Source organism: Pseudomonas sp. NBRC 111130 (assembly GCF_001320485.1).
Lineage (GTDB): Bacteria > Pseudomonadota > Gammaproteobacteria > Pseudomonadales > Pseudomonadaceae > Aquipseudomonas > Aquipseudomonas vlassakiae.
The window spans coordinates 89,778-116,459 of record NZ_BCBG01000001.1 but is presented as its reverse complement, the minus strand read 5'-3'; the positions used below and the strand labels follow the sequence as shown (position 1 = coordinate 116,459).

Here is a 26,682-nt window from a genome sequence, read left to right as displayed (position 1 = left end):
CGCTCGAACCTGGTGCGGGTCAGATCAAGCCTTCGGCTTTCAGGGTTTTCTGCACGGCCGGGCGGTTGGCGACGCGCTGCTGGAACTGCACCACCGTTGGCCAGGGCGAGAGGTCGATTTTCAGCATCGGCGCCCAGTTGACGATGGTGAACAGGTAGGCATCGGCCACGCTGAAAGCGTTACCGGTCAGGTAATCCTTGCCCTGCAACGCCTTGTCGACGAACCCCAGGCGTTTGCCGAAGGTTTCGATGGTCTTGCTCTTGGCCTCCGGGCTGATGCTCGGGTTGAACAACGCGGCGAGGGTCTTGTGCAGCTCGGTACCGATGAAGTTCAGCCATTCCTGCACCCGCGCGCGCTCCAGCGTGCCAGCAGGCGGTAGCAGGTTGGCCTGGGGCTTGTGCTCGGCAAGGTACTGGATGATGGCCGGGCCCTCGGTGAGGACCTCGCCGTTATCCAGCTGCAGGGCTGGCACATAGCCTTTGGCGTTGAGCGTGTAGAAATCCGCGCCGCTGGCCGTGGTATGGGTCTTGAGGTCGACCTTTTCGACGGTGTAGGGCAGGTCCAGTTCGTTGAGGACGATATGCGGCGAGAGTGAACAGGCACCCGGCGAGTAAAAGAGCTTCATGGTCTTCTCCCATTGAGTGGGCCAGCCGGGATACGGCTGGCGTGGTGAGGCGCTGTGCAGCGCTCAGGTTATGACAGCAAAGCAGGGTCTCTGGCAAACCGCTGACCAGCGGCCAGCACAATCACTGCGCATCGATGATTTCCCGGGCCAGGGTCAGGCGGCGCGTGTGGAAGTCGTACTCATAAAGCTCGGCATAGCGCCCCCACTCGATGGCCACCTTGAGCACACGCTCGGCTTCCTCGGCGTCCATGTACTCCGTCAGGCGGTCGAGCACGGTTTTTTCCTGCAGGCCGGCAGGCTCCAGGTGCAGGCTGTCGAGGATGTAGCCGATCAGCGACACGCGGCCCTTGCACTGGCGTGCGAACAGGTCCTGGCGCCGCGCCTGGCGGGCGGTCACGTAATTGCGGCCGTGGCGTGTGAGGCGTATGTCGCCCTCGACCACCTGGGCGAAGCCGAGCAGGCCGAGTGCCTCGTAGATCGGGAACAGAACTTCGTCGGGCAGCTCGGTTTCCTCGGCCAGGTGCGGCAGGTCGGCCTCGCCGTTGAACGGTTCGCCGGCGATCAGTTCGAGCACGCTCTCCATCCGTGCAATATCGGCGTCGGGCAGCCGGTAGCCGAGCTCCACGGCCGGTGGCGCGCCTGCGGCAGCGATGGCCTCGGGGCGCTGGGTCATCAGCGCATAGACCTCGTCGATCAGCGCGCGGACCTCTTCTGAGTCAGCGTTGCGCGGGCGCGGCAGGTCGATGTGCAGTTCCGAGCGCACCCGGCCCGGGTCGCTGGAGAGGATGAGGATGCGGTCGGCCATCATCACCGTCTCCTCGATATTGTGCGACACCACCAGAATGCTGCGGGTGGTGATGCGGTGTTCCTCCCAGAGCTCGAGCATATCGTCGCGCAGGGTTTCGCCGGTGAGCACGTCAAGTGCCGAGAAGGCCTCGTCCATCAGCAGCACTTCGGGGTTCATCACCAGGGCACGGGCGATGCCCACGCGCTGGCGCATGCCGCCGGACAGTTCGCGTGGCAGGGCGCCGCCGAAGCCGGACAGGCCGATCAGTTCAAGCGCGGCGTCGGCCAGGCGCTCGCGTTCGGCCGGGCTCACACCTTGGGCCTCCAGGCCGAGTTCGACGTTCTGCTGCACGGTCAGCCAGGGGAACAGCGCGAAGGTCTGGAAGACCATGGCCACACCGCCCAGCGGGCCGTGGATCGGCTGACCGCGGTAGGTGACGGTGCCGCGGTCGGCACCGATCAGGCCGGCGATGATCCGCAGCAGGGTCGACTTGCCCGAACCGGAGCGGCCGAGCAGGGCGACGATTTCACGCTCGCGCAGCTGCAAGTCGACGCCTTCGAGGATGGTTCGCGGCGTGCCGTCGGCGGCCCGGAAGGCCTTGCTCACGCCCTTGAGCTGGATCAGCGGTGGTTGTTTCATGGCAGGTCCTCAACGACGGCTTTCGGCGCGCAGGTACAGGCGGCGCCAGAACAAGCGGTTCAGCAGCATCACATAGATGCACATCACGCCGATGCCCAGGGCAATGCGGTGGAAGTCGCCGGCATCGGTCATCTGCTTGATGTAGCTGCCCAAGCCGTCGGCCACCAGCGAAGTGTCGCCCCAGCTGACGTACTCGGCGACGATACTGGCGTTCCACGAACCGCCACTGGCCGTGATGGCGCCGGTGACGAAGCTGGGAAACACCGCTGGCAGGTATACGCGCTTCCATTTCAGCCAGCCGCGCAGGCCAAGGTTGTCGGCGGCCAGGCGCAGTTCATAGGGAATGGCCGCAGCCCCCGCCACCACGTTGAACAGGATGTACCACTGGGTGCCGAACACCATCAGTGGGCTCAGCCAGATGTTCGGGCTGAGCTGGAAATGCACCAGCAGCAGGACGACCAGCGGGAACAGCAGGTTGACCGGGAAGGCGGCGAGGAACTGCGCCAGCGCCTGCACCTTCTGCGAGTAGCGCGGGCGCAGGCCGATCCAGATCGACAGCGGCACCCATACCAGCGAGGCCAGGCCAATCAGCAGCATCACCCGGCACAGCGTGATCAGGCCCAGGCCGAGCACGTGCAGGGCTTCGCCCCAGCCGACGTCCTGGTGCACGAACAGCCCCAGGCGGAAAAAGGCAAAGGCGCAGGCCAGCACCAGGAGGATGTCCCAGGCGCGTGGCCACCAGGCCGGCAGGCGCAGCCACGGGCGCCGCGCCACGGTGCCGTCGTGGCGCTGGGCGAACCAGCCCATGGCTTTCTGCACGCCCTTGGCCAGCTGCGCACTGAAGGCGCTCAGCCAGCGGCTGCGGCGCCCCCAGTCAAGCACCCAGGAGCGTTGCGCGGTGTCGCCTTGGGTGTCTTCGAAGCGGAAGCGGTCAGCCCAGGCCAGCAGCGGGCGGAAGAACAGCTGGTCGTAGAGCAGGATGCCGGTGAGCATCGCACCGATGGCCCAGGCGATGGCACCGAGGTTGCGCTGGTCGATGGCCACGGCGATATAGGAGCCGATGCCGGGCAACTTGATGTCCTGCCCAGCCACCGAGATGGCCTCGGCAGCGACCAGGAAGAACCAGCCACCCGACATCGACATCATCATGTTCCACAGCAGGCCAGGCATCGCGAATGGCAGCTCCAGGCGCCAGAAGCGCTGCCAGGCCGAGAGACGGAAGATCCGCGCAGCCTCGTTCAGCTCCGGCGGCACGGTGCGCAACGACTGGTACAGGCTCAGCGCCATGTTCCACGCCTGGGAGGTGAAGATGGCAAAGATCGCCGCGCATTCCACCCCCAGCAGGTTGCCCGGGAACAGCGCGATGAACGGCGCGATGGCGATGGCCTGGAAACCCAGGATGGGTACCGACTGGAGTACGTCCAGTAGCGGGATCATGGCTTTTTCGGCGGCGCGATACTTGGCCGCCAGCGCAGCGAAGACAAAGGCAAACAGCAGCGAGAAGCCCAGCGCGATGAACATCCGCAGGATGGTGCGCATCAGGTAGTAGGGCAGGTTGACCGGGTCGAGGGCAATCGGCAGCGCCTCGCCGACCACGAACGGCCGGCTCATCTGCATGGCGCCGTAGGCGGCCAGCACCAGGACCACCAGCACCAATGGCAGAAGAATCCAGTCCCAGCGGTTGGGCGCTACCTCACGCAGGCCTGGCGATGGGTTGAACAGGCGGGCCATGAACAGGTCTCGATCGTCAGGGTGTGGAAGGGGCAGGTGCCAGCACCTGAGCCAGTATGGTTCAGGTGGATGACAGGTCAATGTGTCGAAAGCGGATGGTCAGATGGCTGTGCACACGTTGTTCGGATAAGGTTCGGCTGTCTGCCATGGAATGTCACGTGAAGGCACGGTGGTTATGGATAACTTTTTTGACATGCACATACGCAAGCTGACCTGCGCCGATTTACCCATCGCCAGCGCCCTGTGCCTGGAGGCATTCACGCTGGCGGTGGCACCCTCGCTGTCCGAGCAGGGGGTGGAGACGTTCGCCAAGGTTGCTGCCGAGCAAGCGTTCGCCGAACGCATGCGAGGCGATAACCTGATCCTGGTCTGCGAAGTGGATGGCAACCTCTGTGGCCTGGTTGAGCTCAAGGAAGGCCGTCATGTAGCGATGCTGTTCGTGGCGCCTGCATGGCAACGCCGGGGTGTGGGGGCGCGCCTGATGAATGAGGTTCTGGCGCACGTAAGGAGCCAGGTCCTGACCGTCAGGGCTTCGTTGAGCTCCGTGCCTGCATACCAGCGCTACGGTTTCGTTTTGGCCGGGGAAATGGGCGAGTTCGCCGGGCTGGTCTATCAGCCGATGGAGAAACTGAGATGACTGGTGAAGTGTTTACCCCGTTCCAGCATCTCGCCGCCGAGTTGCTGAAATACCTGCCGGCGAGCCAGCAAGATGGCTCCCACGACCTGTCCCATATCCATCGCGTTTGGGTCAACGTGCAGCGGATACAGCGGGTGGAAGGCGGTGATCTGCAAGTGCTGCTTGCAGCGACGGTGCTGCATGACTGTGTCGCGGTAGAAAAGAACTCGCCACTGCGTGACCAGGCGTCGTCGCTGTCGGCGGACAAGGCGGCGTCAATCCTGGCTGATCTGGGCTGGCCTTCGCAGCGCGTCGAGCAGGTGGCGCATGCCGTCAAAACCCACAGCTATTCGGCAGGTTTCGCGCCGCAGACGCTTGAGGCCAGGATCCTTCGGGACAGCGATCGGCTGGACGCTTTGGGTGCGGTAGGCATTGCCCGGTGTTTTTACACGGCTGGGCGAATGGGGTCTGGGTTGTACGATTTCGAGAATCCCGTTGCGCGGGCAGGGAGTACCGGGATACGGTGTATGCGATCGAGCACTTCCACGCCAAACTGCTGAAACTCGCCTCCGGTTTCACAACCGGCGAAGGCGCTCGACTGGCTGCCGAACGCCATGCGCGGCTTGAAGCATTTCTTGCAGATTTCATGGATGAGGTTGGCGAGGGCTAGGCGCTGGGGCTATCACCATTCAATGGCTCGTCCATCCCACGCCCAGAACCCTCCGCTGTCCGCAGGCCCCAACCGTCCGACCTGCTCGATGACACACTGCGCGGCGAAAGCAGGGTCAAACAGCTTGCCCGCTGGCACATTCCCTTGAAACGGCCGCGACAGCGCTGTGTCCGTGGTCCCGGGATGCAACGCCAGCACGGTGGAGGCCGGATTCAGGCGCCTCAGTTCGATGCTCGCCGTGTGCAGCAACTGGTTTAGCGCGGCCTTGCTGGCTCGATAGCTGTACCAGCCACCCAGGCGGTTATCGCCGATCGACCCCACCCTGGCTGACAGCGCGGCAAAGGTGGAGGGCGCCTTGCGCAGCAAGGGCAGCAGGTGCTTGAGCAGCAGGATCGGTGCGAAGGCATTGCTCGCGAAGCTTGCCTGCAGGGCGGCCAGGTCCAGCTGTGCCAGTGATTTCTCTGCCTTGGCGCCGTCCTGATGGAGGATGCCCAAGGTGCTGATGACCAGGTGCAGGTGCTCGCAGGTACGCCCGAGTTCTGCTGCCAGCGCCGCGAGTGCTCGCTCGTCACGCGCGTCGCAATCCATCAGCACCAGGCGCTCGCCGTATTGCCTGGCGAGTGCGGCGAGGTCGTCGCTGCCCTTGGCGTTGCGCGAGACCGCCCATAGCCTGGCCACCTCGTCACGCCCCAGCAAGGCCGTACACAGCGCCAGGCCGATGCCACGGCTTGCGCCGGCTACCAGGACATTGGCCTGGCCATTGAAGTTGGGTATCAGGCTCATGCGGCACCTCACGCGAGTGAATTGAGTAGCAGTCTGGCATTGAACTCGCCCTGTGACGCGCTACGCTTTTGGCAGGCGTCTTTCCTTTTGCCAAACCTCCGCCCGTCAATGGAGTGAGTGAGCAGATGATTCGCAAATCCCTTCTTGTGATTGCCATCGCTATCTTGCTGGCGGCCTGTGGCGACGATTCCTCCCACTACGCGGTCTCCGATGAACACTGTCAGCCCGATCGTTTGAAGACGCTCCCCAATAATGCCAACCGCGATACGCTGGTCGAGAAGTGCATGCCTCGGCAGTCGCCGTGAGTGCATGGTCGCGGTTCACGCCGGGCGAAGATGGGCTGGCGGCGTGGCTGGACGCTCCGATGGCAGTTGTTCGGCACTATTTTGTTGCTTCTCTTTGTTCGCCACACCGAAGGGCACATGCACCATCGGCAGATCCCCCGCCGCTGAAGTCAGGTGACTGCGCTGGTCGTCGAAGAACATGTGCGGCTTGAGGATCGACAGCACCCGGTCCTTCTCCATCCCGCCAAGGAAGAACGACTCATCCGGCGAAACGCCCCAGTTCTTCAGGGTCGTCACCACCCGTTCATGGGCCGGCGCATTGCGTGCCGTGACGATGGCGATGCGCAGGATGCGCTGGTACGCAGGGTCCTGTGCCAACTTGCGGTCTTCCAGTTTGCGAATCAACGATAGCTTGCGGTACAGGTCTGCCAGCGGCCCTGGCTGATGCGGTATAGCCTTGCGATCTTGCTCATGGGCCTGGAACTCATCCAGGTTCAGGCGCTGCTTGTACACGCTCTCCGCCTCGTCATCGGCAATCACGCCATCGAAGTCGAAGGCCACTCGCAGCTCGGTATCGATCTCGTCGTCGTAGATCTTCGTCGGCAGCACCAGGCCCGCCGGGTAGTCGGCGTCGATTGCACGCTGCACGTCGCCTTCATGGGCGCTGAGGAACAGCGAGGCATTGAACGCCGGGATGTATTCGTAGGGGGAACGGCCGGACATGAACGCGGCGCGGGTGATGTCCAGGTTGTAATGGTTGATCGAGCGGAACACCCGCAAACCGGTTTCCGGCGAGTTGCGCGAGAGCAGCACCACTTCCACCGGCAGTTGTTCGGGGAAGGCCTTGTTGATGCTCAGGAAGCGGCGGATGAACGGGAAGGCGACACCCTTGGGGAAGGGCACGTCGAGGTTTTCTTCCTGGTGCAGGCGATACGCTTCGACGCCCTCGCACTGGTAGATGTTGTCGGAGACGGTCAGGTCGAACAGGGCGCTGGAGGCGACGCCGACGACGAGTTTCTGTTCGATGGGGTAGGGCATGGGCTGTCCTGAGAAAGGCGGGGACCAGCCACCATCATAGGCCAACGCCATGCTAATCTGCGCCCGAGTTCAATCAAGGCCCGAATTCGCATGCCGATTGCCGACAATCTCATTGCATTTACCCTGGCAGCCACGCTGCTGACCCTGACCCCAGGCCTGGATACGGCGCTGATTCTCAGGACCGCTACGGTAGAGGGCCGCAAGGAGGGCGTGCGCGCCGCTTTAGGCATCAACGCTGGCTGCCTGCTGTGGGGCGCAGCCGTTGCTTTCGGCCTTGGCGCATTGATCGCGGTATCGGAGCTTGCCTACAACATTCTCAAGTACTGTGGGGCTGCCTACCTGGCCTGGCTTGGCCTCAACATGCTCTTGCGCCCACGACAATCGCTGGCACCTGCCGGGGAAGATGGCCAGCGTGCTGGCAGCTGGTTTCTCAAGGGCTTGATGGGCAACCTGCTCAATCCCAAGGTCGGCATCTTCTATGTGTCGTTCCTGCCCCAGTTCATTCCCCAGGGCCAGCCTCTGGTGGCCTGGACCTTTGGCCTGGTCAGCATTCACGTGGTACTAGGCCTGCTGTGGGCGATGCTGCTGATTGGCGCGACCCGGCCGTTGGCGGGCCTGCTGCGACGGGACAAGGTCATCCAGTGGATGGACCGTGCGACCGGCCTGGTATTCATGTTGTTCGCGGCTCGGCTGGCGCTGGGCAAGCGCTAGGTGCAGAGCGCAGTGAGCTACATCACCAGCACGTTGAACGAGCCATCCAGATCGCATTCCCGACGATCTCCACCCATGTCCTCAGGGAGAAAACCGGTCAGGTCATAAGGCAGTAGCACTGTATCCAGCGCGAGGGAGAAGGGCACGTCGATCAGGCCCACCAGGCCGCCGGGGCCGTTGCGCGTGGCAAAGTTCCAACCAAAGCGTGTGCCTGGATACACACAGCGTTCGCCATCGAGGTGAGTGAGCGTACTCCAGCAGCCACTCACCATCAGCGGCAGGGTGAGCACCAGGCACTTGGCAATCCTTTTCATAAGTGTTGTCACACGTTCCTTGTCGTTCATTCTTGTTGCCCCTCAACCAGCCGCAGCTCCCCATCCCGATACTGCACTTCGCGCCCCAGCCATTCGCTGCTTACCTGCGGCAGCACTGCCGAGGGTTTTCGCAGTTCGCGCAGCAAGGTCGAACCATGGGACAACCGCCCACCCATGCGCGCAATCACGGCCCGTGCGGCCTGATAGTGGGCGTGGCGGCCGGGGTCGAGGCTGTCCTCGAGGAGGATGTCCTGGCCCAGGATGCCTTGCACCTGGCCAGGGTAGATCATGAAACCGGTGGCCTGTTCGCTGCCCTGGCTGCCGTCTTGCCAGAAGCTGCCGTCGCGCGTGCGCACGTCAGGATGCGGGCCGAACCAATCGGCACGCTGAGCCTCAGGCATGGCGTGGTGCACGCGGAAGAAGATCCGCATCAGGTTGTCCCGGTACCACTCGCGCACTTGCAGGTAGTAACCCCGCAAGCCGGGCAGGCCGAGGCGATGGGCCAAGGTTACGACGGATGGCCAGGCGGGCAGCGGCTGCAGGGGCAGTTCGGTCGGCGCCGGCCGCGGTGTGCCGGGGTCGGTTTCCCACGGCAGACGGTGGGGGCTGTGCTGCAGATCGTTGTAGGCGGTCGCTGGCCGGCCCAGCCAGGCACCGCCGCTGCTGGCCAGGGCCGTGGCGATGCACAGGTTGCCCTGCACCACGAAGACATAGAAGCGGCTGAACCAGTCTGCCAGTTGCTGGCCGTCAGCGCCGGCGGCCTGCAGTTGCGCCAGTTCTGCGTCGAAGCGTTGCAGGCCCGGGGCCAGGGCTTGCAGGTGGCTGCGTGCAGCATGCTGCATGCGCCACAGGCGCGGCACAGCGCGCAGCAAGCGCAGCGGGCGCCACGGCAGGGCGGGGGTGGCGCCGCCGACTTCGCCCGCGTAGCTGGCAGCGGAGATGCCCCAGTCGGCCAGGCGGGCAAGGAACAAGTCGTTGTTGATGTAGGAGGCACCGCCAAACACGGCGGTGAAGGGTTCGTTGTCCTGCAGCACCCGGCTGTCCCAGCGCGCCATGATCGCCGGGATGCTGGCGGCAGCGCGGCGCTGGGCGTATTCGACGAAGCGGCTGGGTTGCGGCGGCAGGATCTCGGCGATGTTGGCCGAGGTCAGGTGGCGGCGCCAGCCATGCTCGCTGATCGGGCGATACTGCAGCAGCCACAGTTGCTGGCCGTCCCAGGCCCATTCGATATCGCCGGGCACGTAGTGGAAGACGTTCAGCACGCCTTGCAGGAAGTCCCAGAGGGCCTTGGCTGTCAGGCCATGCACGTTGGCGAAGTGGCCGCTTTGCCAGGCAGCGCCCAAGCGCGACAGCGTTGCGCGCCGGGGGCTGGCCTGGCCGTCGGCCAGCGCTTCCAGATGGCCTTCGAGCCACTCCAGCTCCACCGACAGGTGACGCACGAAGGCGATGCCGGACACCCTCGGTTGGATGAAGCGCTGCACCACCACTTCCTCGACGCCGGCGTCACGCAGTGCGCTGACACGGTCGGCGACGGCGTCGCCGGGCACGCGCAGGTAAGTGGTGCTCAGGCCGGCATTGGCGGCATCGGCCTGGTCCTCGGCATAACTGGAGGAACGCACGGCCCACAGGGCATCCGGGGGCGAGGCAAGCAGCCTGGCAAGGCGCGGGTCGTTGCCGTCGTCCAGGCTCAGGGCTTCGGGCACAGCCTGGCCGGCCAGTGCTGCCAGTTGCAGGCGGCCGCCTTTGGTGTGGGCGACGAAGCCTTGGCTGCCAGACTCCAGCCAGGCGGCAAATTCGGCCGGCGCATCGATCCAGGGGTAGTGGCCCCAGCCCGGTTGCAGGCTGATGCGCAGGTCGGCGCGGGCGAGGATCGCTGACCAGGCGGCGGCCTGGGCGATCCCCAGCACGCGGTCGTGGTCGCCCCATACCAGCTCGATGGGGTCGGTGACCCACTCCAGCAGCGGCAGCGCGGTGTCGGCGCGCAGTTGCGCCCAGGAGGGCACGAAGGCGCGGCAGCGGGCATAGCCGGCACCCATGCGCTGGTACTGCGCGGGTGTCCAGCGCTGGCTGGAAAACTTGGCGGCGAACCAGTGCGGCTTGTGGCTGAGCAGCCAGTGTATGGCCTTGCGCAGCGGCAGCGGCGACATCAGCGCCGGCAGGCGGCGTTGCCAGAGGAAGGCGCCGACCGGGGCCAGCAGCACGCTGCGGCTGAAATGGCCGGGGCTGCGCTGCAGGGCATGCAGCACGATCAGCGCGCTGACGCCAACGGCCATGATGGCGTGCCCGCGTTCGCTCAGGCTCAGCAGGGCTTGCGCGTACTCGTCCAGGTCCGTGCAGGGCGGCGCGGGGTTGTCGCCGAAGCCGGGCAGCTCCAGGGCCTGCACCCGGTAGTGCCGGAAGTGCGGCAGGGCATCGTCCCACCAGTCGGCGGCGCTGCCGTTGCCGGCCAGCAGGTACAGCAGAGGCTTGCTCATCGATGCTCCTCAGGCCAGGTCGCGCAAGGCGCTGTCCAGGGTCGGGTACTGGAAGCGGTAGCCGGCCTGCTCCAGGCGGCTCGGCAGCACGCGCTGGCCGTCGAAGAACAGCTCGGCCATTTCCCCGGCAAGCGCCCGAACCGGTGCGGCGGGAACATGCAGCCACACCGGGCGCTTGAGCAGTCGGCCGACAGTTTGGGCGAAGGTGGCCTGGCTGACCGGCTCGGGGGCGACCAGGTTGTAGGTGCCCTGCATTTCGCTGTCGACCATGGCGCGCGCCATCACCGCCAGCACGTCGTCACGGTGCACCCAGCTCATGGTTTGCCGGCCATCACCCATGCGCCCACCCAGGCCCAGGCGGAACGGCATCAGCAGGGGCGCCAGCGCTCCACCAGGGCCGAACACCACGCCCAGGCGCAGCACCACCTGGCGAACGCCGAGGGCGCTGGCCGGGCTGGCGGAAGCCTCCCAGCGATCGCACAGTTCGGCCATGAAGCCGTCGCCTTTGCTGGCGCTTTCGTCCAGTGGCTGGCTAGCATCGCGTACACCGTAGTAACCGATGGCCGAGGCCTGGATCCACAGCGCCGGCTTGTGCCGGGCCTGGCGTGCCCAGTGCAGCAAGGCCTCGGTGGTGCCGACCCGGCTGGCCAGCAGCTGCGCCTGGCGACGCGGTGTCCAGCGTGGCCCGGCGACGGGCGCGCCCGCCAGGTTGATGACCACGTCGAAGCGCTCGTCATGGCCGAGTTTGTCGAGGCTGCGCAGGCAGCGGGCGCGGCCGTCGAACAGGTAGGCGGCGCGCAGCGGGTCGCGGGCCAGCACGCTGACGCTGTGACCGGCATCGAGCAACTGGTTGACCAGGGTTTCGCCGATGAAGCCGGTGCCGCCAGTGACCAGCACCTGCTTGTAGGCGCTGCCGGCGAACGGGTTGGTTGGCGGCCCCTGGCGGTGCAGGCGCAGCGTCGCCAGCGCATCGCGGATCCCCGACGCCGTCACACCGAGGGCGAACAGGGTCAGCAGCCAGCCGCGCCAGCCGAGGTCGATGGCCACCAAGCCATCGGGCAGGCTCGACCACTGCAGCAGCTGCAGGCCGTACAGCGCGAAGAAGGCGCCAGCGTTGATCGCCAGCACGGTATGCATGATGCGCTCGATGGCCGGCAGCTTGCGGCTGCGGTCCTCGACCACGAAATCCCACAGGGTCAGGCCGATCTCCAGGGTGAAGACCACCGCCACGATAATCGCCCAGACGCCCTGGAACGCTACATGGGCGATACCCAGGAACAGGATGCCGTAGCAGCACGAGCGCACTGCGTGGATCGCCAGCTCCAGCCGCGCACTGTAGCGCTGGGGCAGGGCAACGGTCAGTTCATGGTGGTAGACAGTGTCCAGCGCGCCCAGCAAACCTTGGATCAGCAGCAGGTTGAGGGCCCAGGAGAGGATCGGCAGTTCAGCCACGTTCAAGTCCTTTCAAAGTGGTGGTGGGGCGGTCGCAGCGATACAGCCACAGCAACGGTGGCAGCAGGGCGAGCAGGGCCAGGCCATCGATGACCAGGTGCGACCACATGCCGGCCTGCAACGACACCACTATGTCCTGCGGTGCCCACAGCACGATGCCGAATGCCAGCCAGGCCCAGGCACTGTGGCTGCGCAGGCGGTCGCCCAGCTGGATCAGGCCGAGCATGTACAGCGAGTAGCTTTGCAAGGTGGCGCCGAACAGTGCGAGCCACCACACCTGCTGCTCGCGGGCAGGCGCAGGCGCTGCCTGGCCCCAGAACGCCTGCTCGATGCTCAGTTGGTATGTGCCCAGTAACGCGCTATGGCCGGCCCAGGTAAGGCCCAGGCCAATCAGTAAGTGCATCAGCGCTGCGGCTTGCAGCCAGCGTACCCATGCACGGCGCACATCGCATCGTGCGGTAAAAGAGCGGAGCATTCCTTGTCCTGTCGGCTTCCGTGACGGCGGCCAGTGTACTTGATTTGCGCAAGTGGTCGTAGGCGCTGGCTTTTTGCGCCACTGGTCGAGGCGCTGGCACTCCAGCCCTTCGCATTTCTTCTGAGTTAAAGGTGCAGATCCGCTGCACCGCAGACCGGAGACCCACCATGACGACAGATACCCCGAAAAAGCAGGATGTGGGTGAAGCGTGGTCGCAGAGGCGACCGGAAGACTGGAACCCGCCGCCAGGCAATCCAGGCTCCGATCAGGACGCACAGCAGCAGCGGGAGAATGGCACTGCGCGCACGAACGAGGATGTCGAAGTTCCGCTGCCGGCGGACGACGAGGCCCCGGTCGAGGAAGACATGCAGGATGTGGATGCCAACAACTCGGTGTCCAGCGAACACCCGGAACCTCGTTGAGCGCTTGCGGTGGCGGTCGGTATCCTGTGAGCGGGCGAGCCCGCGAAAGAGGCGACTCGGTGGATGGCACCGGCTCTGCCGGTGTTCGCGGGCGCGCCCGCTCCCACAGGGAGGGCGTCAGATGCCGAAGGGGGGCACGCCAGCCCCCTCATCGACCCGGTCTATCAAGCCATCCACCCTATCAATTTGACTGCGACATTCTGCCTCAGTAACGTGCGCGCCTCTTCGTTGCAGCGCCAGAGACCACCCGTTTTGCCTTCTCCCTGAAGCACCTCGCACCACTTTGCCACCCGTAAATTCCTGACTGCCGGCATGCCTCTGGGCATGCCTGTCGTCCCTGCGTTCGAGTTTCCGAAATGTCTGTCAATGCCCCCTCCCGAATCACCGAACTCGTCATCGAGGCCGGTACCAAGAAAGCCCATTTGCCTACCCGCGCACTGCTCATCCTCGGTTTTCTTGCCGGTGGCTTCATCTCGATGGGCTTTATCCTGGCTATTCATGTCAGCGCGATGATCCCCGGGCAATGGGCTTCGCTGGGTAACCTGCTGGGTGCTGCTGTGTTCCCGATTGGCCTGATCCTGGTGATCCTGGCGGGCGGCGAACTGCTTACCGGCAACATGATGAGCCTGCCGCTGGCCATGTTCGCCGGGCGCATTCGCCTGGCGGCGGTGGCACGCAACTGGTTGCTGGTGACCCTGGCCAACTTGCTCGGCGCGCTGTTCGTGGCGTACTTCTTCGGCCACCTGCTTGGCCTGACCGAGGGCGCCTACCTGACCAAGACCGTGGCCGCCGCCACCAGCAAGGCCAGCGCCGACTTCGTTCATGCCTTCGTCTCGGGTATCGGCTGCAACTGGCTGGTGTGCCTGGCGGTGTGGCTGGCTTTTGCCAGCCGTGAGATGAGCGGCAAGATCCTCGGCATCTGGTTCCCGATCATGGCCTTCGTCGCCATCGGCTTCCAGCACGTTGTGGCCAACATGTTCCTGATCCCGGCGGCGATTTTTGCCGGTTACCTGAGCTGGGGCGCGCTGGCCGAGAACCTGCTCGCGGTGTTCCTCGGCAATGCGGTGGGCGGGGCCATCTTCGTCGGCCTGGCGTACTACGTGTCGTTTGCTGCGACGGCCCAGGAGCAGGCCACGGTGCCGTAAGTGCCTTTACCTCGCCGGCCAGGCTGGGTAGCATTGGCGCCTCCTTCCTTTCCGGCTGTTCTGCCGTGCACCGCCCAGGCGTTGATTCGCGAAGCGGGCATACATGATGCCGACATGAGTGCGGTATCGGCTTCGTGCAGATCGGGCGTTCGCCGCTGGACGGCGAAGGCCGGCCGTTTCACATGGCCTTGCCTGACCCGGCGTAAGCCATAACCCTTGAGCCTGCAGGTCAGCGCCGCATCGTCAGCGCCTGCGGATTGGCGACGTTCTGCGCCGCGCCTTGGGCAAACGCCACCACGTTGTCGAAGGCATCGCCGAAATACAGCTCGTAGCCGTTCTTCTCCACATAGCCCAGGTGCGGCGTGCTCAGCACCCGCGGGTGGGTGAGCAGGGTGTGGTTCGGCTCGAGTATCGGCTCCTGTTCGAACACATCCACCGCAGCGAAGCCCGGCCTGCCGGCGTCGAGCGCCTGCAGCAGGGCCCCGGGTTCAATCAGCTCGGCGCGGCTGATATTCAGCAGCAAGGCATCCGCTTTCATCCGCGACAGGTCGCTGAAGGTCACCCGATGGCGCGTTGTCTCTGACAGCCGCAGGTTCAGGCTGACAATGTCCGCCTCGGCAAAAAAAGCCTCGCGCGATGTCGCCGCCCGGTGCCCATCGGCCTCGGCCGCCGCCCGGCTGCTTTCGCTGCCCCACACCAGCACGGGCATGTCGAAAGCCTGGGCGTAGCGGGCGAGCCGCTGGCCGATCTTGCCGTAGCCCCAGATGCCCAGCAGCTGCCCGGCCACCGCCTGGCCCAGGTTGACCTGCCAGTGGCCTTGCTTGAACGCTTCGATCGCGGGCACCAGCTGGCGCCGGGCGTTGAGCAGCAGCGCCCAGGCAAGCTCCGCCGGCGCCACCGGCGAGCCGCGGCCTTCGCTGACGACGATGCCGCGGGCGGTGCAGGCTTCCAGGTCCAGATGGCCGGCGACCTTGCCGGTCTGGCTGATCAGCTTGAGGTTGGGCAGCCGGTCGAGCAGGGCTGCATCGATGCGCGTGCGTTCGCGGGTGAGGACCAGGGCGTCGGCATCGGCGAAGCGGGCCGCCAGCTCATCCAGGGAGGCGGGTGGCTTGTCGTGAAACACGCGAACCTCATGCCCAGCGAGGCGTTTGAAGCATTCGAGCGAGCGAATGACGTCCTGGTAGTCATCGGGAATGGCAATGCGCATGGTGATCGGCCCCGGCGGTCAGTGTGGGAAGGGGTTGGCCCGACGTGGCACCACCCTGGCCATACACTTGAGCACAACTCCCAGCACCACCGCCACCCCGGCACTGACAAAGATCGCCTCATGCCCGGCGCTCTGCTGCTGCAAGGCCACGAATGCCGGTGCCAGCGCCGCCGCCGCGACCTGCAGGATACTCACCCAGGGCGTCAAGGTGCCGCGCGGATCGTTGGTGGCGATGGCGCCCATGTAGTAGGTCAGCGCCAGCACCCAGCCAAAGTTCATCAGGAACAACGCCACGCACAGCTGCTCGGCATCCTGTGCCTGGCGTGCCAGCAACACGATCGACAACAACACCAGCAGCGAGCCGAAGGCGATCATCGGCCCACGCCCCACCCGTGCGCCCAGCACACTGGGCAGGGCCCCGCCGGGCAAGCCGCCGAGAATGCCCAGACCGAACGACCAGCCCACCTCCACCGGGCTGATCCCACGCTCGCGGGCCAGTGGGTCGACAAAGCCCCAGATGCAATAGATCGCCAGCTGCAGGCACAGCATCCCCAGCAGCGCATAACGCCCGAGCGTGGCACAACCGACACCGCTCTGGGCCACGGGTAACGGCGCATCGCGGTGCAGGCGGGCCGGAATGGCCAGCGCGACCAGGGCGATCAACACGAACCAGCCACCGATGCTTGCTACTGCCCCACGGTTGCCGAGCACCTCGGCGAGCTGCGGCATGCAGGTGGCATACAGCGCGAACACGGCGGTCTGGATCAGCAGCGATAAACCATACGAGCGGTCCTGCCCCGGCAAGCGCCCCAGCCCGCTGATGGCGCCGGCATACAGCAACCCGGTAGCCACGCCGCAGGCCAGGCGGCACAGCACCAGCGTTGCCAGTGAGTCCAGCATGGCACTGAGCACATTGAGCAGCAGGGCCGCGAGCGCGCCTGCCAGGTACAGGCCACGGCCACCGAAGCGCCGGCCCAGCAGGGGCAACAGCAGGCTGCCGAGCAACGTCCCGGTCATTTCGCTGGACAGGATCCAGCCTTGCTGGCTCAGGTCCAGGTTCATCCGTTCGGCCACCAGGCCGATGAAGATCGGTTGCACGCCGATGATGATCAGCGCCGTGGCGGCGATGTAGATCAGGGCGGCACGCAAAAGCAGGTTGTTCTTGTTGTTGTGCATTGGAGTTTTCCGAGGGGCGCTTCAGGTTCAGGCGTGGCGCAGGGTGCCCGCGTCGTGGGTGATGCGCCCGTTCATCACGGTCAGCGCCACATCGGTCTTGCCGATCTGGTAGCGATCGAGTTCGAACAGGTCCTGCTCGAGGATGATGATGTCGGCGCGCTTGCCGGCAGTGATCGAGCCGATTTCCTTTTCCAGCCCCAGCTGGTAGGCGCCGTTGAGGGTGTAGGCGGCAATCAGTTGCGGGATGCTCAGGCGTTCGTCGGCATCGGGCATCACTGGCGCATTCGGCTCGCCACTGAGCTGACGGGTGTGGCCCGATTCGATGTGTTCCACCGGTTTGTGCTGGCAACGGCACTGGCACACCAGGCCGTCCATGCCAATCGACACGGTCACGCCCTGGTCGATGAAGGTGCGGAACTTGTACATCGAAGCCCAGCGCTTGAACCCATACGACTGCTGGATGGCCTCGGCGTAGGCGTCGACCACGCCCCATTGCAGTTGGGTGTTGGCCATGACGCCGATGCGGCGGAAGCGGGGGATGTCGTCGGGGTGGGTGAGGAAGGCATGGGTGATCACATGGCGGCGGTCGCGCGGCGGGTTGCTGGCGAAGGTCCGCTCGAACACATCCAGCGCCATGCGCACGGCGGCATCACCCACGGCATGAACCATCACGTCGATACCGGCGGCATCGGCCTGGCGCACGTGGTTTTCGAACACCGCTTCCGGCATGGTCGTCGAGCCGCAGTGCGGCTTGTCGCAGTAGGGTTCGAGCAGGAACGCGGTGTGGTTGAGTTCGGTGCCGTCAAGCATCAACTTCAAGGTCTGCGCCTTGACCAGCGGTGAGTGATAGCGGCTGCGCATGCCTTGCAGGATGGTCACCGGGTCATCCTCGGTGCCCATGTTGATATAGCTGCCGACCACGCGCAGTTTCAGGCGGTCTTCACGTTCCAGTTGCTGCAGGGTTTCGTACAGCAGGGTCTGGTCACCGGCCGGGTCGAGGAAACCGGCGTCGAACACGGTGGTGATGCCGGCAGCGACCAGCTTTTCTTGCCAGAACGGAATCGAGCGCAGGTACAGGTCAATGCCGGTTGGCAGGTAACCGGCTTCGCTCAGGCGTTGCATCAGCAGCGAGTAGGCCGCGCAGTCGATGATCACGCCGGTGGGCTCGCCGCTGAGCGGGTCCTTCTCGAACCAGCTGGCGCCTTCTTCCACGGCCGGCGTGTCGCGGTCGATGCCGGCCGCCTTGAGCGCGTAGGTGTTGACCCACATGGTGTGGTAGTCGGTGGACAACAGGCACACCGGCTTGTCCGGGCAGATGGCGTCGAGCACTTCACGGCGCAGCAGCTCGGCCGGCATCAGCGGCTGGATCCAGCCCATGCCGGTGATGGCTTTCTCGCCTGGGTTGGCCGCCACGTAGCGCTCGAGCAGGGCCAGCACTTCGTGCGGGTCTTCATGGTTGACCAGTGCCTGGAAGGCGAACGCGGTGCTGGAGAAGTGCCAGTGTGATTCGACGAACCCCGGCAACACCAGCTTGCCGGCGGCGTCCAGCAAGCGCGTGGCAGGGCCGGCATGGGCCATGACGCTGGCGTGGTCGCCAACGCAGAGGATGCGCTCGCCCTGCACGGCCACTGCGCTGGCCCAAGGCTGGTGCGGGTCGACGGTGTAGATGCGGGCGTTGTGAATGATGAGGTCGGCGGTGCGGGTCATGGCGGCTCCCTGGGGCAAAATGCCGCGCTAGTTTTGTGTCGATAAAAAGTTTTAGTCAATAAAATATTTTACGGGTTGGCTTTGCGGTATGCTGGCCGTCGGTTTTGAGAAGGGGGGGGTGAAGTGAGCGGATTACGCGAGCGACAGAAGGCGCTGCGCCGGGAAACGATCAGCCGCACGGCGCTGGGCCTGTTCGAGCGCCAAGGCTTCCAGACCACCACCATGGAACAGATCGCCCGCCTGGCGGCTGTGTCGGTACCGACGGTGTTCGCTTATTTCGGCAGCAAGCAGGAGATCCTCCTGGAGAAACTGCGCGAGGCCGACCACCGCGCGGTGGCGGAGGCACGCAAGCGCCTGGCGGAATTCGACCAGGCGCTGGATGCACTGTGTTTCTACGAGGCCAACCTGACCGATTACGCCTTCGAGGTGCTGCCGGCACCCTTGTGGCGTGAGATCCTGCCGCCGTTGCTGCCGCTGTTGGGGAGCAAGCAGCGTGATGTGCCCGAGGCTTACAAGCGGGTCAATGACGCGCTGGTCGAGGAACTCAAGCACCTGCTGCAGGACCTGTGCGACAGCGGCAAGTTGCGCGCCGACCTTGACGTGGGCTATGCGGCGTTCGTGATCAATGACTACGGGCATCTGCAGCTGCTGCGGTTGTGCAGTGACGAGCCGCTGGACCTGGTGGCGCATCGCGTGGACGTGCGCCGCTTCATGGGCTTTTTGCTGGCCGGGATGCAGGCGGGCCGGCCCTGAGCGGTAGCGGCCTCATCCGCCTTCGCTCAGTGCCCCGATCACCTGCTCGACACTGGCCTTGAGCCCGGCCAGCGCATTTTCGGGGTCACTGTCCACCACCAGCAACCTTGCCCCGGCCGCCTCGATCACCTTGGCCACCGCTGCATCCGGCTGCCGATGGTGCAGCACCAGCGCCACATCCTGCTCCGTGAGGTTCTCGCCCAGCGCTCTCAGCGCCGCCTCATCCCATTTCCCATCCGCAGGCAGTGGCTGTTCCACCACATCCAGGTTCAAGCCGCTGGCCAGATAGCCCAGGCGCTCCGACAGGCTGACCACGCTCAGGTTGTCGACCTTGGCCAGCTGCACCTGGCTGCTGGCAGTCAGCTCCAGCAACTGGCGCTTGAGCCTCGCCAGGTTGCCCTGGATCCTCTGCTTGTCGGCGGGCACCAGGCGCTCCAGGTCGTTGGCCAGAATATCGGCCATGCGCCCCAGGTTGGTCGGGTTCAGCCAGGGATAGGCGGCATGGGCGTCATCGCCGCTCACGGCGATGCCCGGCAGCGCGCCATCGAGCGGCCGCGCCGCATCGATCTCGACGATACGGATGTTGCTGCGTCGCGCCAGCGGGTAGAGCGGGTCGTCACGCCAGATCGAACGCACACCGATCACTGCGTCGGCCTGCTGGGCGGCCTTGGCCAGGCTGGCACTGCCACGGCTGCTGAAGTACGACGGCTGGCGGCTGGCCGGCAGGTTGGCGGGCGCGGCGCGCGTGAGCTGCACGCGGGTGCCGTCGAGCAGGGCGCTGGCCAGGCTGTGGGTCACGGGTAGGGAGGTCAGCACTTGGCTGGCCGAGGCGAGCGCAGGCAGGCTGGCCAGGGCGATGGCCAGGGCCAGGTGTTTGAGTTTCATGCCGGGTTTCCTTGCAGACGAGGGACGAGGGCGCGGGCCAGCGCGGCGAGGGCGAAGCAGATACCTGCCACCAGAATGATTGCGGCGCCCGAAGGCACTGGCAGGTCAAGCATGATGGGCAGCAGGATGCCGAGCAGCGTGCTCAGGCTGGCAATCAGCACCGCCACGAAGAAAAAACCCTTCAGCGACTGGCTGACCAGGCGCGCCGCCGCTGCCGGGATCACCAGCAGGGCGCCGACCAGAATCGCCCCGATCACCTTCACCGAAGCCACTGTGACCAAAGTCACCAGCACCACGAACAGGTAGTCCAGCACCTTCACCGCCACCCCACGCACCGCCGCCAGTTGCGGGTTGAAGCTGGCCAGCATGATGCGGTTGTACAGCGGCAGGGCCAGTGCCAGCACCAGCATCGCGACGATGCCCAGCACCAGCAGGTCCTGGGAGCTGACGGTCAGTACCGAGCCGAACAGCACATTCTCGAGGATATGCACGTTGATCTTGCCGGCGAGCATCAGCAGCAGGCTGGCGCCAAGGGCCAGCGACACGGAAAGGAACACGCCGATCAGCGTGTCCGGTGCCAGCCCGGTGCGGTTGCGCAGGAAGTTGAGCAAAATGCCGAACAGCAGGCAATAGCCGAACAGGCTGCCATAGGGGCCGGTATAGGGCTCGCCGAGCAGGATGCCGATGGCGACCCCGGTAAGCGCGGCATGGCCGACCGCTTCCGAGAAGAAGGCAAAGCGCTTGACCACCACCAGGGTGCCGAGGCCGCCCAGCACCGGGCCGATCATCAGGCCGGCCAACAAGGCATTGATCACGAAACCGTAGGCCAGCGCCTGCGGCAGGTAGCCAGCGTCGGCCCAGGCCTGGACCAGCTGGCGGAAGGCTTCGAAGCTCATCAGGCAAGGCTCTCGCTGCGAGGGTGGACAGAGAACAGGCCAAGCAGGCGCTCCGGCGTCAGCGCCTGGGCCGGCGGGGCGTCGAACAGCACCTGGCGGTTCAGGCCGGTGACCCGGTCGGCCAGGCGCAGCACGGCCTCCAGATCATGCTCGATCCACAACACGGTGGTGCCGGCCTGGCGCCAGCCTTGCAGCAGTTGTTCGAACACCTGGATGCCGGCTTCGTCGAGCGCCGACATCGGCTCGTCGAGCACCAGCAACTGCGGTTCCGGTATCAACCCCTGGGCGAGCAGCACGCGCTGCCGCTCGCCACCGGACAACGCGCCCATGCGCCGCTTGCGCTTGGCGAGCATGCCGACCCGCGCCAGCGCCGCATCGATCGCAGGCTGCACGCGCCGCGACAAGCCAAGGAACGCCGGGCGCCGTTGGCACAGGGCAGCCATGAAGTCGTCCACGGTCATCGGCAGCCCGCGGTCGAACTCCAGCGCCTGCGGCACATAGCCGATCACTTGCTGCGCGCCTGGCCAGTGCAGGGTCAGCTGGCCCTGGTGCGGCATCTGCCCAAGCAAGGTCTTGATCAGCGAACTCTTGCCGCCGCCGTTGGGCCCGACGATAGCGTGTACGCTGCCGGCGGCCACGCTGAGCTGCACCTGGTCGAGAATGCGCGTGCGGCCCAGGGTCAGGTCGATGCCGGCAAACTCGATGCGCGGCCCGGCGGGTGCGGTGAGGTGCGCGGCAGCGGTCATGCGCGGTTCTCCTGGATGGCGCGGACCACGGTGTCGAGGTTGCGCTTCATTTCCACTTCGTACTTGTCCTGGGTGTATTCACCGTAGGAAATGTGCGTCAGCGGGTACAGGCGCACGCCGGCTTCACGCTGGATGGTCTCGACATAGGCCGAAGGGAAGTCCATCTCCGAGAAAATCACCTTCACATCCAGCGCCTTGAGCTGGTCGATGGTCTTTTTCAGCTGCGCCGGGCTTGGTTCGATGCCGTGGGCGGGCTCGACCACGGCGGTCACTTCCAGGCCGAAGTCACGCACCAGGTAGTCGTAGGCGGCATGGATGGTGGCCACACGGAAGGTGGCGCTGGGGGCTTCGCTGACCTTGGCCAGGGCTTCGGCACGCAAGGCGCGCAGGCGCTTGGCATAGGCACGGGCGTTCTGCGTGTAGAGCCTGGCGTTGTCCGGGTCGAGCTTGCCGAGCGCCCGGGCGATGTTGTTGACCTGGGCGATGGTGGTGCTGATCGACAGGAAGGTATGCGGGTTGACCACCTTGCCGGCGCCCCGCGCGGCGATCCCGGTGGCGGCCAGCAGCGGTACGTTCTGGTTGGCTTCGATGGTCTGGATGCCGGGCTTTTCGCTGGCGGCGATCATGCGGTCGGCGAAGTCGTCATGGCCCACGCCATTTAGCACCACCACGTCCAGCGTGCCGATGCGCTTGATGTCTTCGGCGCGGGGTTCATAGGCATGCGGGTTGAAACCAGCCGGAATCAGCGGCACCACTTCGGCCTTGTCGCCGACGATGTTGCTGACGTAGCTGTAGTAGGGGTGCAGGGTGATGCCGATGCGCAGGGGCTTGCCGGTATCGGCCAGGGCCAGCGCCGGCAGGGCGCAGGCCAGGAGCAGGGCGAGGGCTTTGCGGAACATGGGGAATCCTTGGGTTCAATGACGGTGTTCGCGGGTGACCCCGGCGTCGTAGTGGCTGACCACCTGCTGCCAGCCGGCGGCGATCAGTGCGGCCTGGCCGAGGTCGTCGGGGAGCAGGGCGGTGCTGTCGCGGCGCAGCCACACGTCAACCTCGGTGCTGTCAGCGTCGGGCAGGATCAGCAGGAAACTGCCGGCCACCTGCGGCGCCTGGCTGCGGCCCAGGTAGGCGCCAGTCGCCAGCCACTGCCACTGGTGGTTGCCACGGCGCAGGCTGCCGGCATCGGCCACGAACGGTGGCAGGCCTTGCTCGGCCAGGGCCGCCACGCTGGGCGTGGCGGCGCTTTCCTGTCGAAGCAGCTGTATTTCGTCGAACGCCACGCGCAGGTCGGTGTAGATGCCTTGTTCGGCAGCACTCAGGTCGCGGCGGGCGTCGATCTGGTGGCTGGCGATGGCCTGCTTGTCCTCGCGCTCGCCGCGCAGCAGCACGACGCTGGCGGCGAGGGCAACGATCAACAGGCTGGCCAGCAGCACATGGAGGGTTTCGTGCCCGGCGCCGGCCGGGCGCACCACTTGGGCCTGGCTCATGGTTGGGCGGCTCATGGTTGCGCGATGTCGGCGTGGTCGACTTCCACGACGTGGCCAGGCCCTGCGTCGAACAGCACGTAGAACTCGCCGTCGGGGCGTTTGAAGGTCAGGCTCGAATCGTCACCGAGCTTGCCACCGACCAGCACCTGCTCGTCGTAGCCAATCACGTCAAGGGTCACCCCAGGCGCGCCGCTGCCATCGGAAAACCCGCCGGTGCATTTCACCTGGCCACCGGCCACTTCCTCGCATTCGCACATCGGGTTGTGGGCCAGGGCCGGGCTTGCAGCCAGTACCAGCCAGGGCAGCGCGAGCCTGCGCATCAGGTGTTTCATGGTTTGCCTCCTTGTTTTTCGAGCCAGGCCACGGTGGCTGGCGAAGCCTTGGCCAGGGGGACCGAGGCCTGGTGCAGGCTGCCGTCCCAGCCTTCGAGGGTGATCCAGACCTGTGCGTCGGCGCTGGTGCGCGGCGGTATGGGCAGGTTGGTGACCATGCGGTATGGCGCGCCGAAGAAAATGGTGCCGGCGGCGCGCAGGCTGCGCGGCTTGCCGATGCGCAGGTAGACCGCCTTGACGTCATTCACACAGGCCTTGCACAGCGCCGCGTTGAACAGCTTGAAGTGGCCTGCGGGGCCATCGGCGCGCGGGGCTTCGTTGCGCAGCTCGGCGAGGTCCAGGCTGTACGGGCCGACCTGTATGCCGTGGATCGGGTTGGCACCGAGCCCGGCGTCACCACGGAACAACCTGACGTCGGCGAAGTACTTGGGCATGAAACCCAGGGGAATGAGGATCAGCAGGATGTTCAGGTGAAAGCGCCACTTCAGCCACCATTGCTTGAGTGGCCGGCCAGGCAGGGTCAGGGCACGGCTCATGGGCGCACCTCCAGGGTGGTTTCGCGGCGTGTGCTGTGCGCCGTGCGCTCGCTGCGCTTGAGCGCGGCGGCGGTGGCCTGGGCGGTGCGTTTGGTCCAGATCAGCAGCCCGCTGAACACCATCAGGGTCAGGATCAGGCCGAAGAAGAACCAGATCAGCTTGATCGGCAGGCCACCGAAGTCGCCCGTGTGCAGCGGGCGCATGGACTCGGTGACGAACTCCAGGGCCGAGCGGTCGCTGAGCAGGAACTGGCTGTCGACCTGGCGTGTATACGGGTTGACCGAGGCACTCTGGAACATCAGCGGGTACCAGCCACGCCCGCCCATTTCGATGTGGCTGTAGGCGGTAGCCGGCAGCGAGACGGAGGTGATCTCCAGGCTGGGGATGGCCAGGCCGGCAATGCGTGCGGCCTCGTCCAGGTCGATGCGTGGCGCCGGGCTGCCGTCGACGGTCTGTGGCACCTGCTCGCGGGCGATCACCGGCACGATGGGCTCGCTGGAAATAGTGATCTGGTTGTCGAACAGGATCGCCCGGATCAGGAACCAGATGCTGGTGATGGAAATGACAGCGATGAACCAGATCGACCAGACCCCGGCCAGGCGGTGCAGGTCGCCCCAGAAGATGCGCGAGCCATGGCCGGTGCGTACCGGCTTGAAGAACCCTTTCCAGAATTTCTTGTACACCACCAGGCCCGTTACCAGCGATGCGAGCATTGGCAGGCCGAGCAGCGACACCAGGTACCAGCCCCAGCTGAAGCCATTGGTGAACGGCACCAGCCACCAGCCGTGCAGGGCCCGGGTGAAGGCTTCGAAGTTGAAGTCCGGCATCTTGCCCTGAATGGCCCCGGTATAGGGGTTGACGTAGAGCATCGGGCTGGAGCCATCGGCGTAAGTGACCTGCGCAGTCAGCGCGAAGTGCGCGCCATCGGGCTGGCTGAGCGAGTTGACGGCCATGTCTGGTTCGGCTTTGTGCAGGGCATCGAGCACTTGCTGGAAACTCAGGCGTTCGGCGTTGTCATCAGGCTTGCTGGCACGCACGTCGGGGTTGGCCAGCCAGACGATTTCCTGGCTGACCACGGCCAGCATGCCGGTAAAGCAGACGATCAGCACGAAGAACCAGATCGGCAGGGCGAGCCAGCTGTGGACCAGGAACCACAACCTGGACTTGGATTTTTTCGGTGATTTGGCCATCGGTCAGTCTTCTGAAAAAAGGGGCGAGCACAGGCCCAACCAAAAAAGGGCTGTTGTTCAAAAGACGAATGAGAATGAAAATCCTGAAGAATTAAATGCAAGCAAATGTTTCGGAGGGCGCGCGCCGACAGGGTGCTGGTGGCGCCCTGTCGGGGTGGTAGCTACGCCAATCAGGCGCTGGTCAGGACAACGGCAGGTTGTGCCTTGCCCTGCTGGCGCGCCAGATCGTGGTACAGCGCCTGGCCGATCTCGGCGGCACGGGAGGGCAGCACCGACAGCAAGGTGTCGCTGAGGCCATGGCTGTTCTCGCAGAAGCCTTGCAGGTAGACCGAGGCCTGCAGGTCGGGGCTGGCCAATACCCGGTAGTTGCGATCGACGCTGAAGTCTTCCAGGTAGTCGGCCAGCGGGGCGAGCAGGTCGCGGTGTGAGCGGCGTTCGTAGCCGGTGGCGAGTATTACCGCGTCGTAGCGGTGGGTCTGCTGCTGGGCGGTGGCCAGGTCGCGCAGGGTCAGTTCAATGCCGTCGCGGGTCGCCACCACGGCTTCCACCTGGCGGCGGCACAGCACGTTGTGGCGGAACTGGTGGGCGACTTTCTGCCGGTAGAGGATGCCGTAGATGCGCTCGATCAGGTCGAGGTCGACCACCGAGTAGTTGGTGTTGTGGTATTCGCCGAGCAGCTTGGCGCGTTGATCGGCCGGCTCGTTGTAGACCAGGTCGGTGTAGTCGGGGGCGAAGATCTCGTTGACGAACGGGCTGTCGTCGGCCGGCTTGAGGGCGGAGCCGCGCAGCACCATGTCGACCTTGACCGACGGGTAGCTGTCATTGAGGTCGATGAAGGCCTCGGCGGCGCTCTGGCCTGAGCCGATCACGGCAATGCGCATCGGCTTGCCGGCCGTGCAGGGTAGCTTGTTCAGGCTGCTGAGGTACTGGGAATGGTGGAAAACCCGTGGATCATCCTTGAACGCGCTGAATTTATCGGGGATTTTCGGTGTACCGCCGCTGCCCACCACCACCGAGCGCGTCCTTCGGCTGAATTCGCGGCCTTGGCCATCATGTGAGACCAGGCGCAGGTGCTCGACACGGCCTGCCTTCACTTCAGGTTCGATGCGCAGCACTTCTTCGCCATACACCGCCTGGGTGGCGAAGTGCTCTGCGGCCCAGCGCAGGTAGTCGTTGTACTCCAGGCGGCAGGGGTAGAAGGTGCCCAGGTTGATGAAGTCGGCCAGGCGCTGCTTCTGGTGCAGGTAGTTGACGAAGCTGTATGGGCTGGTCGGGTTGCGCAGCGAGACCAGGTCCTTGAGGAACGAGATCTGCAACTCGCTCTGGGTGGCGAGGGTTTCGCCGTGCCAGCGGTATTCCTTCTGCTTGTCGATGAACAGCGCATCGAGGGCGTGGCCCTGGCTCTGGGCAAGTTCTTCCAGGGCGATGGCCAGGGCCAGGTTGGACGGGCCGAAGCCTACGCCGATCAGGTCCTTGATAGTTTCCGGGTGTGCAGACTGGCTCATGGCTGCGGTTCCATAATGGGTCGAATGTGGGCGCATGCCGGGGCTCCGGCGTTTGTACATGGGTGGAACGAGCCAGCGTCGGGTGAATTTACTGCCCGC

General features: G+C 65.3%; 27 protein-coding genes and 2 pseudogenes. 8 read left to right on the top strand and 21 right to left on the bottom strand.

The window, feature by feature from the left end:
* Positions 1-19: 19 nt before the first annotated feature.
* The 3 genes from gstA to APH33_RS00730 form a co-directional block, all read right to left on the bottom strand.
* Positions 20-625, bottom strand: coding sequence for a glutathione transferase GstA (gstA, locus tag APH33_RS00740; protein ID WP_054883315.1), 606 nt, complete (start codon positions 623-625; stop codon positions 20-22).
* A 121-nt stretch (positions 626-746) separates the two neighbouring features.
* On the bottom strand, positions 747-2,051 hold the full coding sequence (locus tag APH33_RS00735) for a nitrate/sulfonate/bicarbonate ABC transporter ATP-binding protein (RefSeq protein ID WP_054883314.1): 1,305 nt from the start codon (positions 2,049-2,051) through the stop codon (positions 747-749).
* Between the two features lie 9 nt (positions 2,052-2,060).
* Positions 2,061-3,782, bottom strand: coding sequence for an ABC transporter permease subunit (locus APH33_RS00730; protein WP_054883313.1), 1,722 nt, complete (start codon positions 3,780-3,782; stop codon positions 2,061-2,063).
* 193 nt (positions 3,783-3,975) lie between these two features.
* On the opposite strand from APH33_RS00730, the gene APH33_RS00725 reads away from it, so the two are divergent.
* Positions 3,976-4,419, top strand: coding sequence for a GNAT family N-acetyltransferase (locus tag APH33_RS00725; RefSeq protein ID WP_054883353.1), 444 nt, complete (start codon positions 3,976-3,978; stop codon positions 4,417-4,419).
* Positions 4,416-5,068, top strand: a pseudogene (locus APH33_RS00720) (HD domain-containing protein). The gene APH33_RS00725 and the pseudogene APH33_RS00720 overlap by 4 nt, the downstream one beginning before the upstream one ends.
* Positions 5,069-5,080: 12 nt before the next feature.
* On the opposite strand, the gene APH33_RS00715 reads toward APH33_RS00720, so the two are convergent.
* Positions 5,081-5,851 (bottom strand): SDR family NAD(P)-dependent oxidoreductase, encoded by a 771-nt coding sequence (locus tag APH33_RS00715; RefSeq protein ID WP_054883312.1) that lies wholly within the window; start codon positions 5,849-5,851, stop codon positions 5,081-5,083.
* 125 nt (positions 5,852-5,976) lie between these two features.
* Between APH33_RS00715 and trbK the strand changes: the two genes are divergently transcribed.
* On the top strand, positions 5,977-6,156 hold the full coding sequence (gene trbK / locus APH33_RS00710; protein WP_054883311.1) for an entry exclusion lipoprotein TrbK: 180 nt from the start codon (positions 5,977-5,979) through the stop codon (positions 6,154-6,156).
* A gap of 15 nt (positions 6,157-6,171) precedes the next feature.
* Here the strand turns inward: trbK and APH33_RS00705 are convergent, their stop codons facing one another.
* Positions 6,172-7,173 (bottom strand): 5'-nucleotidase, encoded by a 1,002-nt coding sequence (locus APH33_RS00705; RefSeq protein ID WP_054883310.1) that lies wholly within the window; start codon positions 7,171-7,173, stop codon positions 6,172-6,174.
* A gap of 90 nt (positions 7,174-7,263) precedes the next feature.
* On the opposite strand from APH33_RS00705, the gene APH33_RS00700 reads away from it, so the two are divergent.
* Positions 7,264-7,884 (top strand): LysE family translocator, encoded by a 621-nt coding sequence (locus APH33_RS00700; RefSeq protein WP_054883309.1) that lies wholly within the window; start codon positions 7,264-7,266, stop codon positions 7,882-7,884.
* A 17-nt stretch (positions 7,885-7,901) separates the two neighbouring features.
* Here APH33_RS00700 and APH33_RS00695 read toward each other — a convergent pair whose 3' ends face one another.
* From APH33_RS00695 to APH33_RS00680, 4 genes are read right to left on the bottom strand one after another with little or no spacing between them, the layout of a single operon-like run.
* The gene (locus APH33_RS00695) at positions 7,902-8,228 is read right to left on the bottom strand and encodes a YceK/YidQ family lipoprotein (RefSeq protein WP_249341955.1); all 327 of its coding nucleotides are present in this window, start codon (positions 8,226-8,228) and stop codon (positions 7,902-7,904) included.
* Positions 8,225-10,672, bottom strand: a complete 2,448-nt coding sequence (locus APH33_RS00690; protein ID WP_054883307.1) for a PEP/pyruvate-binding domain-containing protein — start codon at positions 10,670-10,672, stop codon at positions 8,225-8,227. Before APH33_RS00690 ends, APH33_RS00695 begins: the two co-directional genes overlap by 4 nt.
* A 9-nt stretch (positions 10,673-10,681) precedes the next feature.
* Positions 10,682-12,124: a TIGR01777 family oxidoreductase gene (locus APH33_RS00685; protein WP_054883306.1), complete on the bottom strand. Its 1,443-nt coding sequence runs from the start codon at positions 12,122-12,124 to the stop codon at positions 10,682-10,684.
* Positions 12,117-12,599, bottom strand: a complete 483-nt coding sequence (locus APH33_RS00680) for a hypothetical protein (RefSeq protein ID WP_054883305.1) — start codon at positions 12,597-12,599, stop codon at positions 12,117-12,119. The genes APH33_RS00685 and APH33_RS00680 overlap by 8 nt, the downstream gene beginning before the upstream one ends.
* A 167-nt stretch (positions 12,600-12,766) precedes the next feature.
* Here APH33_RS00680 and APH33_RS00675 point away from each other — a divergent pair, with 167 nt between their 5' ends.
* The 3 genes and pseudogenes from APH33_RS00675 to APH33_RS27565 all read left to right on the top strand — a co-directional run.
* Positions 12,767-13,021, top strand: coding sequence for a hypothetical protein (locus tag APH33_RS00675; RefSeq protein ID WP_099814547.1), 255 nt, complete (start codon positions 12,767-12,769; stop codon positions 13,019-13,021).
* Between the two features lie 356 nt (positions 13,022-13,377).
* Positions 13,378-14,166 (top strand): formate/nitrite transporter family protein, encoded by a 789-nt coding sequence (locus tag APH33_RS00670; protein ID WP_054883303.1) that lies wholly within the window; start codon positions 13,378-13,380, stop codon positions 14,164-14,166.
* A 128-nt stretch (positions 14,167-14,294) separates the two neighbouring features.
* Positions 14,295-14,372, top strand: a pseudogene (locus APH33_RS27565) (GNAT family N-acetyltransferase); the annotation flags it as partial.
* A gap of 23 nt (positions 14,373-14,395) precedes the next feature.
* Here the strand turns inward: APH33_RS27565 and APH33_RS00665 are convergent.
* Genes APH33_RS00665 through APH33_RS00655 form a run of 3 tightly spaced genes read right to left on the bottom strand, consistent with a single transcriptional unit; the run spans position 14,396 to position 18,256 of the window.
* Positions 14,396-15,373, bottom strand: a complete 978-nt coding sequence (locus tag APH33_RS00665; protein ID WP_054883302.1) for a D-2-hydroxyacid dehydrogenase family protein — start codon at positions 15,371-15,373, stop codon at positions 14,396-14,398.
* 18 nt (positions 15,374-15,391) lie between these two features.
* The gene (locus APH33_RS00660) at positions 15,392-16,549 is read right to left on the bottom strand and encodes an MFS transporter (RefSeq protein ID WP_054883301.1); all 1,158 of its coding nucleotides are present in this window, start codon (positions 16,547-16,549) and stop codon (positions 15,392-15,394) included.
* A 27-nt stretch (positions 16,550-16,576) separates the two neighbouring features.
* Positions 16,577-18,256, bottom strand: coding sequence for an amidohydrolase (locus APH33_RS00655; RefSeq protein ID WP_054883300.1), 1,680 nt, complete (start codon positions 18,254-18,256; stop codon positions 16,577-16,579).
* Positions 18,257-18,379: 123 nt separating this feature from the next.
* Here APH33_RS00655 and APH33_RS00650 point away from each other — a divergent pair, with 123 nt between their 5' ends.
* On the top strand, positions 18,380-19,009 hold the full coding sequence (locus tag APH33_RS00650; protein WP_054883299.1) for a TetR/AcrR family transcriptional regulator: 630 nt from the start codon (positions 18,380-18,382) through the stop codon (positions 19,007-19,009).
* A 12-nt stretch (positions 19,010-19,021) separates the two neighbouring features.
* Here APH33_RS00650 and APH33_RS00645 read toward each other — a convergent pair whose 3' ends face one another.
* From APH33_RS00645 to APH33_RS00605, 9 genes are all read right to left on the bottom strand, one after another.
* Positions 19,022-19,894 (bottom strand): metal ABC transporter solute-binding protein, Zn/Mn family, encoded by an 873-nt coding sequence (locus APH33_RS00645; protein WP_054883298.1) that lies wholly within the window; start codon positions 19,892-19,894, stop codon positions 19,022-19,024.
* On the bottom strand, positions 19,891-20,790 hold the full coding sequence (locus APH33_RS00640; RefSeq protein ID WP_054883297.1) for a metal ABC transporter permease: 900 nt from the start codon (positions 20,788-20,790) through the stop codon (positions 19,891-19,893). The genes APH33_RS00645 and APH33_RS00640 overlap by 4 nt, the downstream gene beginning before the upstream one ends.
* Entirely contained in the window at positions 20,790-21,536 is a 747-nt protein-coding gene (locus APH33_RS00635; RefSeq protein WP_054883296.1) for a metal ABC transporter ATP-binding protein, read from the bottom strand. Before APH33_RS00635 ends, APH33_RS00640 begins: the two co-directional genes overlap by 1 nt.
* Positions 21,533-22,435, bottom strand: coding sequence for a metal ABC transporter substrate-binding protein (locus APH33_RS00630; protein WP_054883295.1), 903 nt, complete (start codon positions 22,433-22,435; stop codon positions 21,533-21,535). Before APH33_RS00630 ends, APH33_RS00635 begins: the two co-directional genes overlap by 4 nt.
* A gap of 15 nt (positions 22,436-22,450) precedes the next feature.
* Entirely contained in the window at positions 22,451-23,020 is a 570-nt protein-coding gene (locus APH33_RS00625) for a DUF6162 family protein (protein WP_054883294.1), read from the bottom strand.
* An 11-nt stretch (positions 23,021-23,031) separates the two neighbouring features.
* Positions 23,032-23,352 carry a hypothetical protein gene (locus APH33_RS00620; RefSeq protein ID WP_054883293.1) on the bottom strand — a complete coding sequence of 107 codons (321 nt, stop codon included), beginning with the start codon at positions 23,350-23,352 and terminating at the stop codon, positions 23,032-23,034.
* On the bottom strand, positions 23,349-23,888 hold the full coding sequence (locus APH33_RS00615; RefSeq protein ID WP_054883292.1) for a hypothetical protein: 540 nt from the start codon (positions 23,886-23,888) through the stop codon (positions 23,349-23,351). The genes APH33_RS00620 and APH33_RS00615 overlap by 4 nt, the downstream gene beginning before the upstream one ends.
* Positions 23,885-25,078: a PepSY domain-containing protein gene (locus APH33_RS00610; RefSeq protein ID WP_054883291.1), complete on the bottom strand. Its 1,194-nt coding sequence runs from the start codon at positions 25,076-25,078 to the stop codon at positions 23,885-23,887. Before APH33_RS00610 ends, APH33_RS00615 begins: the two co-directional genes overlap by 4 nt.
* A gap of 170 nt (positions 25,079-25,248) precedes the next feature.
* The gene (locus APH33_RS00605) at positions 25,249-26,583 is read right to left on the bottom strand and encodes a lysine N(6)-hydroxylase/L-ornithine N(5)-oxygenase family protein (RefSeq protein ID WP_054883290.1); all 1,335 of its coding nucleotides are present in this window, start codon (positions 26,581-26,583) and stop codon (positions 25,249-25,251) included.
* Positions 26,584-26,682: the final 99 nt, after the last annotated feature.

Coding starts and splice junctions, on each gene's coding strand:
- APH33_RS00670 (WP_054883303.1), top strand. CDS start 13,378: ATGTCTGTCAATGCCCCCTCCCGAATCACCGAACTCGTCATCGAGGCC.
- APH33_RS00640 (WP_054883297.1), bottom strand. CDS start 20,790: ATGAGCTTCGAAGCCTTCCGCCAGCTGGTCCAGGCCTGGGCCGACGCT.
- APH33_RS00735 (WP_054883314.1), bottom strand. CDS start 2,051: ATGAAACAACCACCGCTGATCCAGCTCAAGGGCGTGAGCAAGGCCTTC.
- APH33_RS00725 (WP_054883353.1), top strand. CDS start 3,976: ATGCACATACGCAAGCTGACCTGCGCCGATTTACCCATCGCCAGCGCC.
- APH33_RS00665 (WP_054883302.1), bottom strand. CDS start 15,373: ATGCGCATTGCCATTCCCGATGACTACCAGGACGTCATTCGCTCGCTC.
- APH33_RS00730 (WP_054883313.1), bottom strand. CDS start 3,782: ATGGCCCGCCTGTTCAACCCATCGCCAGGCCTGCGTGAGGTAGCGCCC.
- trbK (WP_054883311.1), top strand. CDS start 5,977: ATGATTCGCAAATCCCTTCTTGTGATTGCCATCGCTATCTTGCTGGCG.
- APH33_RS00605 (WP_054883290.1), bottom strand. CDS start 26,583: ATGAGCCAGTCTGCACACCCGGAAACTATCAAGGACCTGATCGGCGTA.
- APH33_RS00715 (WP_054883312.1), bottom strand. CDS start 5,851: ATGAGCCTGATACCCAACTTCAATGGCCAGGCCAATGTCCTGGTAGCC.
- APH33_RS00625 (WP_054883294.1), bottom strand. CDS start 23,020: ATGAGCCAGGCCCAAGTGGTGCGCCCGGCCGGCGCCGGGCACGAAACC.
- APH33_RS00700 (WP_054883309.1), top strand. CDS start 7,264: ATGCCGATTGCCGACAATCTCATTGCATTTACCCTGGCAGCCACGCTG.
- APH33_RS00615 (WP_054883292.1), bottom strand. CDS start 23,888: ATGAGCCGTGCCCTGACCCTGCCTGGCCGGCCACTCAAGCAATGGTGG.
- APH33_RS00705 (WP_054883310.1), bottom strand. CDS start 7,173: ATGCCCTACCCCATCGAACAGAAACTCGTCGTCGGCGTCGCCTCCAGC.
- gstA (WP_054883315.1), bottom strand. CDS start 625: ATGAAGCTCTTTTACTCGCCGGGTGCCTGTTCACTCTCGCCGCATATC.
- APH33_RS00630 (WP_054883295.1), bottom strand. CDS start 22,435: ATGTTCCGCAAAGCCCTCGCCCTGCTCCTGGCCTGCGCCCTGCCGGCG.
- APH33_RS00645 (WP_054883298.1), bottom strand. CDS start 19,894: ATGAAACTCAAACACCTGGCCCTGGCCATCGCCCTGGCCAGCCTGCCT.
- APH33_RS00635 (WP_054883296.1), bottom strand. CDS start 21,536: ATGACCGCTGCCGCGCACCTCACCGCACCCGCCGGGCCGCGCATCGAG.
- APH33_RS00680 (WP_054883305.1), bottom strand. CDS start 12,599: ATGCTCCGCTCTTTTACCGCACGATGCGATGTGCGCCGTGCATGGGTA.
- APH33_RS00660 (WP_054883301.1), bottom strand. CDS start 16,549: ATGCACAACAACAAGAACAACCTGCTTTTGCGTGCCGCCCTGATCTAC.
- APH33_RS00695 (WP_249341955.1), bottom strand. CDS start 8,228: ATGAACGACAAGGAACGTGTGACAACACTTATGAAAAGGATTGCCAAG.
- APH33_RS00610 (WP_054883291.1), bottom strand. CDS start 25,078: ATGGCCAAATCACCGAAAAAATCCAAGTCCAGGTTGTGGTTCCTGGTC.
- APH33_RS00675 (WP_099814547.1), top strand. CDS start 12,767: ATGACGACAGATACCCCGAAAAAGCAGGATGTGGGTGAAGCGTGGTCG.
- APH33_RS00690 (WP_054883307.1), bottom strand. CDS start 10,672: ATGAGCAAGCCTCTGCTGTACCTGCTGGCCGGCAACGGCAGCGCCGCC.
- APH33_RS00620 (WP_054883293.1), bottom strand. CDS start 23,352: ATGAAACACCTGATGCGCAGGCTCGCGCTGCCCTGGCTGGTACTGGCT.
- APH33_RS00655 (WP_054883300.1), bottom strand. CDS start 18,256: ATGACCCGCACCGCCGACCTCATCATTCACAACGCCCGCATCTACACC.